We start from the raw sequence: 6605 nt of genomic DNA on the forward strand, positions 1-6605 counted from the left end.
TCACAAGGAACATTCCGCATGAAGAATAACACGCCACTGCGTCTTGCCTGTGGTTTACTCGCCTTGTTGCCGTTAATCAGCCATGCCGTCACATTTGATGTACGCGGCGGATATAAAGCTGCCAGTCACGTTTATGAGTCACGTTTTAAAGTGAGTAACAGCTGGAAAAATGGCTGGTGGGCCAGTATGGAAACAGATAATAAAAACAATAAAAATAATGGCCGGGGTGCTAACGGAGCAGATAAAAGTGACAGTTCACATTCACTGGGCGACATTTCTGCAGATTATAATGAAATCGAAACCAACTATACGTATAAACTCAGTGATAAATGGAATTTTCAACCTGGCGGCATTATTCACTGGAGTAGCAACGGCACACAATTACGCCCTTATATACGCCTTAATTATAAAATCACCGATACTTTAAGTACCGGTCTACGTTATCGCTATGACTACAATGATTACGAAACCAAAGATGCCAATAAAGAATCACATCGCGACAGTGCCAACCGCCTGGATCTTTATTTAGGTTATAAAATCACTCCCATGTGGAGCGTGAATTATCAGGGTACGGTATATCGTCACGCCAGTGATGGTTATGAATATAAAAATGGAAAACAATGGTCAACTGAAAACGCCTTTTCCGTTCGTTATAAATGGAATAACACCGTCAGTAACTATGTGGAATACGATTATCTCGATAAAACAGGTTTTTACGACGGCGAAGGTGATAAAGCGGAATCCCGTTACCGCATCGGCATTACTTTCAATCTTTAATATGCTCCCACTTATTTAATGAGAAACTGAACAATGAAAAAATTACCGATATTTGTACTGAGCAGCTGCGTGCTGCTGGTATTATTCAGCGGCGTCAGCCAGGCGGCGAACGCGCGTTATTTTACCTATGAGGCCGCGACGCTGGCGCAAACCAGACACAGTCTGGCGGATAAGAACAGCGCGCTGCAACCCGCCTACCGTGCCCTGCTGGCCTCGGCGGACGCCGCGTTGAAACAGCCGGCCCCGAGCGTCACACAAAAACTCCTGACGCCCTCTTCCGGCGATAAACATGATTACTACAGCTTCGGGCCTTACTGGTGGCCGAATCCTGATACCTCCAGCCATCTGCCCTACATCCGCAAAGACGGTCAGACCAATCCTGAGAGCAAAACCGACGCGACCGACAGCGTCAGAATGGCGCATTTTGGCAGCGATATGCGGGCGCTCGGGCTGGCCTATTATTTCTCAGGCAATAAAACCTATGCGGCAAAAGCCGCAGAAATGGCGCGCGTCTGGTTTGTCCGCCCGCAAACCCGGATGAATCCGAATATGGCACATGCACAAGCGATCCCTGGCGTGGTTGACGGGCGCGGGATCGGGATCATCGACAGCCGGGTATTGATTGATGTAATGGATACCATCGAGCTGATCCGTCCCTCGGACACGCTGAAAGACGCCGATTATCAGGCGATAAAAAATTGGTACGGGCAGTTTTCACAATGGCTGCTGACCAGCGATAACGGTTTTGAAGAAGGTAACTGGCACAATAATCACGGCGCTTTCTTCGATGCGCAAGTGGTGGCGTTTTCACTGTTCAGCGATCATCCTGATATTGCCAAACGCCAAATGCGCGTCGCGCAGCTGCGCCACCTGACGGCGCAGGTCGACCGCGAAGGTCATCTCACGGCAGAAATAGAACGTACCCGTTCGTGGCATTACACACAGTTTGCGCTTTCAGCCTATCAACGTCTGGCACGCTATGGCGAACTTACAGGCGTGGATTTATGGCAGTCGAATATTGACGATCATACGCTCAGACAGGCGCTGCTGGTGGCAGCCAAACCGGTCGGTAAACCGGCTGACTGGACCTATCCGGAGCTGAAATTTGATGAAGAAGAGGCCGTCGGCAATATGCTCGCCGCCAGCCGCGCCTATCCGAAAGATGCCGTGTTCCAGGAAAAGGCACAACGGCTGACGCTGGCATATCCTGAAAACATTAATCTGTTAACCGTCACTGCGCCACTGGTGCCTTAAGGCGAGGAGTCTTACGACCATGAAGCAATTCACTGCGGATGAAATGCAGCATATCCGGCAGCGGTTACGTGCCACGCCACAGCTCATTAATGCCCTCGAACACGACAACGCCGTGGTGCTGTTGCACCCGGCTCGGGTTCCGGAAACCGGCATCGCTACCTGGAATCATTACTATTTTTGCCCGCAGCACGCGGTGAGGCTGGAGTGGGAATATAATTCGCCCAGGGCGCACCGTTGCCCGGCTGACGGCCATGTCTTTCGCGGCGAACCTTATGACGGTGCATGGTGGCGCTGGCTCAACGGCCTGAATGCTAAAGCCTGTCAGGAACTCGGTTTGCTGTGGCAACTCACTGGCGACGTGCGCTATCTGGAGAAAGTCCGCGAACTCCTGCTGAACTACGCGAAATATTATCCGGATTATCAGGAGCATGGAGACATTCCGTATAACGGCCCCGGCAAAGCCAATGCGCAAACATTGTGTGAAGCCAACTGCCATCTGCAATTCGCGTTGGGGTATGACTTCATCCGCGATGCGCTGACGGCAGATCAGCGTAATGAAATTGAAGTCCGGCTGCTGCGCGAAGGCGCGGATTTCCTGATGCGTCACCGTCACGCGCAGTTGCATAATCATGAAGTGAAAATCGGCGCAACCATCGGCGTGATCGGCATCATCGTTGATGAACCACGCTATCTGGAGTTCGCGGTTAACGGTGCGTACGGGCTGCGCTATCAGCTCGAACACGCGCTGCTGCCCGGCGGATTGTGGTTCGAAGGCTCGTTGCACTATCACTTCTATGCGTTACAGGGCTTCTTAGCTTTCGAAAAGCTGGCGAGAAATACTCCATACAGCCTGCTGGGCTTGCCGTATTACCGGCAAATGCTGTCGCTGCCGCTGGCTCTGCTGATGCCCGATAACACCGCGCCACGGCTAAATGACTGCATCATGGGGCAGGAAGTATTGAGCCAGAGCGATATCTACGAATTTGCCTTCCGCCTGTATGGCAATTCTGAGTATGCGGACGCGCTGCACGTCATTTATCAGCACAAATCGCGGGATAATCTTGATGCGCTGCTTTACGGCGAGGAAAGCCTGCCCGCGCCTCAGGGAAGTTTTCCGCCGTCGAAATCGTTCAACGATCCTGGCATCGGACTGACCGTAATGCGCGACGCCAGTCGTCAGCGGGCGCTGCTGATCAAACACACGCCCTATGGCGGAGAACACGATCACTACGACCGGCTGGGGATTGTATTGTTCGATCGCGGGCATGAGATCTTTCCAGATCTGGGCACTACCGGCTATGGCGTGCCGCTGCATGAGGGTTATTACAAGAACAGCGCCACGCACAATACGCTGTGTATCAATCATGCCAATCAGCCGCCCGCCACGCCAAAGGTACTGAACCGGATGGACACACCGCTGATACAGTACCTTGACGCGAGCGTGGACTGGTCCCAGCCAGGGGAAATTCCCGACAGTTTTACGCAGGTCAAATGGGATGAGGAAGCCTACCGCGATGTGAAGTATCGCCGCCGCTTGCTCATGGCCGAAGACCTGATCCTCGACGTCACGCAGGTCGCCAATCCTCACCTGCAACAGGTGGACTGGACGCTCCACGTTGATGGCAGGGCGCTGACGGGTTACGCCAAACCCTGCAAACATTTTGCGCGCCAGGGGCCGTTGCAGGCGTTGACCGATGTCAGCACTCAGCCGCTCAGCGGTATGCTGCCGCATCTTTTTGCCACACAAGCGGGCGCGCTTTCGCTTTATCTCTATGGCACGGGGGACGTTTTTCAGGGCACCGGTCCTGGCAATCCGCCGCAGCATGCCCTGAGTTATCTGATTGCACGCAGCTGCAGGCCACATATTTTGCTGGTCGCGTTGTATGACCTCTCCGGGGATACGCCGCTGGAGAAAGTGACCTTTGCAGATGACGGGCGAGCACTGAAGATTTCCGCCCGCCGTGGCCAGCAGCTGATTACGATCACCCTGTCATTATTGAATGATGTGAGCATACCGGAGATAAGCATTGGTACTCCGGCGCGTTAAAAATGAAAAGGGCCGATGGAAACGCACCGGCCTTTATTGTTTTCAACGACATCAGCCGTTCTGGCGAATACGCGCGATGAAGGAATCGACATCGGTGATTTGTGCTGCGGTCAGGATCAACCACTGCCCCAGGCTCAGCGCATGGCGCTGGCAATCGGCACGCATCGCGTCGTCTTTGATGGTATCGAGATCGGCAACGTGCGCCAGCCCGATGGTGCGACGGATCAGCTCCGCGCCACAGTAGCCGACCGCATCGCGCCAGACGTCCTGCAGGAAAATCTCCGCGTAGCCCGGTTCCGCCAGTGCCGGATCCTGTGATTTCTCGCGCGCCAGTTGCAGGAAACGTTCGGTGAAACTCAGCCACAGCTCGCGCACATCTTTCAGGCGTTGCTCACGCCCGTCCGCCGCCTCGCGCACGCCCACCAGCCCTGGCAGACCGCAATAGTTCAGCAGAAGGTTACCGATAGCCGAACCGGGATCAAATCCGATCGGGCCGTAATAGCCAAACTCAGCATCAATCGCTTTCAGTTTGCCTTCGGCGACAAAAATCGAGCCGCTGTGAATATCGCCGTGCAGCAGCGCTTCGGCTTTACTCAGAAAACGATGTTTCAGCGAAGCTACCGCCAGACGCAGCGATTTATCTTCACGCAACGCGATCACTTCCGGCAGCAACACCGGATCAATGTTATTGCGCTCGTGATCGACATACGGATCGGTGAAGAACAGATCTTCGGTGATCTGACACAGTTCAGGGTTGGTAAACCGCGAAACCTCGGCTTTCTTGGTCTGCGCGTTCTGATAAAAATCGGAAGTGTGGAACAGCGTCTGCGCCAGATATTCCCCCAGCTGGCTGGCGGCCTGCGGGAAATATTTCCCCTGCACCAGCTCGCTGCGCCAGATCTGATGATCCGATAAATCTTCCTGCACCATCACCGCCAGTTCCGCATCGTGATGCAAAACGGTGACGGTATGCTGCGGGCAATATTTTCCGTGAATAATCAGGGTTTCGGCTTCGATTCGGGCGCGGTCTAACGTCAGCGGCCAGGATTCGCCCACGCAGCGTACGTAAGGCAGTGCCTGTTTGACGATCACCCGGCTTTTCCCCGCCGTATCGCGGATCTTAAACACCAGATTCAGGTTTCCGTCACCGATTTCATCGGCGGTCACCAGGGATTGCGGATCCGCCACGCCACCAAACTGACGGGCATATTCAACGGCATCTGCGGCGGTAAACGTGTAGTAGCGCGACATCCTGACCTCTCAAATTCTTTTTTCAGCCTTAAAAGCGTTTAGACGTCTATACATCTATAAAACATGTTGGCAGAATAAGTAATCAGATGCAACCTGGCAACAAGGATTTAACCAACCATGCAAAGCCTCACAACCACCAGTTTACGTATTCGTGAAAATCAGCTGTGGATCCTCGATCAGCAGGCCCTGCCGCAGCGCTCAGACTGGCGCGAGTGTCGCGACGTCAGTGAGCTGGTGGATCACATCCGCAGCCTGCGCGTACGGGGCGCACCGCTGATTGGTTTATCCGCCAGCCTGCTTCTGGCACTGCTGGCCGAAAACGGCATGCCGCAGGATGTGCTGCATCATTCACTGGACCGGCTTCGCGCCTCGCGCCCGACGGCGGTGAACCTGATGAACAATCTTGACCGGATGAAAATTGCTTTGCAGCGACCTGATTTCGTTTCCGCGCTGGTGGACGAAGCATTGCGTTTAGTAGATGAAGACCGCGCATTATGCGAGAGCATTGCGACGCACGGCGCGACACTGGTTACGCCCGGCAGTCGCTTACTGACCCACTGCAACACGGGCGGGCTGGCAACCGCAGGCGTCGGCACCGCGATTGGCGTTGTCCGTCGCGCGCACGAGCAGGGTCATGTGCAGCAGGTTTGGGTGGATGAAACCCGCCCGCTGTTACAGGGAGGACGTCTCACCGCCTGGGAGCTTGGCGAGCTGGGCATTCCTTATCAGCTGATTTGTGACTCAATGGCAGCAAGCCTGATGTCACAAAAACAGGTCGATGCCATCTGGGTCGGCGCTGACCGCATTGCCGCCAACGGTGACGTGGCGAATAAAATCGGCACTTACAGTCTGGCGGTTTTGGCGAAGTATCACGGCATTCCGTTTTACGTCGCCGCGCCACATACCACGCACGATCCGCACTGCCCGGACGGCGCCGCCATTCCCATTGAACAGCGCGACGCGCGCGAAGTTACCGGCGTTTCCGGCAGCTTTGGTTCCGTTCAGTGGGCACCAGTGGATGCGCAGGTGTACAACCCGGCGTTTGATGTTACACCGGCGGAATTGATCAGCGGATGGGTGCTGGATCTCGGCGTGGTAACGCCAGAGCAGGTGAAAGAAGGTATTTTCCACCAGACGCTGATTTGAACAATACTCATTAAATATAACGGCACCTGAAGGGTTAATGCCGGTCACTTAAGGTGACCGGCATTGTTTTTTAAGGGATATTTCGACCTTTTTTCTCTCACTTCCCTTGTATATTCCCGCTCGCGCCTCG

General features: G+C 54.3%; 5 protein-coding genes. 4 read left to right on the top strand and 1 reads right to left on the bottom strand.

Annotated elements, in window-relative coordinates; translation table 11 throughout:
- The first annotated feature begins 18 nt into the window (after positions 1 to 18).
- Genes AC0Z7K_RS18475 through AC0Z7K_RS18485 form a run of 3 tightly spaced genes read left to right on the top strand, consistent with a single transcriptional unit; the run spans position 19 to position 4078 of the window.
- Positions 19 to 777: an oligogalacturonate-specific porin KdgM family protein gene (locus AC0Z7K_RS18475; protein WP_485615447.1), complete on the top strand. Its 759-nt coding sequence runs from the start codon at positions 19 to 21 to the stop codon at positions 775 to 777.
- Positions 778 to 810: 33 nt separating this feature from the next.
- Entirely contained in the window at positions 811 to 2031 is a 1221-nt protein-coding gene (locus tag AC0Z7K_RS18480) for an alginate lyase family protein (protein WP_485615448.1), read from the top strand.
- 19 nt (positions 2032 to 2050) lie between these two features.
- Positions 2051 to 4078, top strand: a complete 2028-nt coding sequence (locus AC0Z7K_RS18485) for a heparinase II/III domain-containing protein (RefSeq protein WP_485615449.1) — start codon at positions 2051 to 2053, stop codon at positions 4076 to 4078.
- A gap of 51 nt (positions 4079 to 4129) precedes the next feature.
- Here the strand turns inward: AC0Z7K_RS18485 and mtnK are convergent, their stop codons facing one another.
- The gene (mtnK, locus tag AC0Z7K_RS18490; RefSeq protein ID WP_485615451.1) at positions 4130 to 5329 is read right to left on the bottom strand and encodes an S-methyl-5-thioribose kinase; all 1200 of its coding nucleotides are present in this window, start codon (positions 5327 to 5329) and stop codon (positions 4130 to 4132) included.
- 117 nt (positions 5330 to 5446) lie between these two features.
- Here mtnK and mtnA point away from each other — a divergent pair, with 117 nt between their 5' ends.
- Positions 5447 to 6475 carry an S-methyl-5-thioribose-1-phosphate isomerase gene (gene mtnA, locus AC0Z7K_RS18495; RefSeq protein WP_485615453.1) on the top strand — a complete coding sequence of 343 codons (1029 nt, stop codon included), beginning with the start codon at positions 5447 to 5449 and terminating at the stop codon, positions 6473 to 6475.
- Positions 6476 to 6605 lie beyond the last annotated feature (130 nt).

It is taken from the genome of Rahnella sp. 1L-D-7-B-C2, from assembly GCF_057290995.1.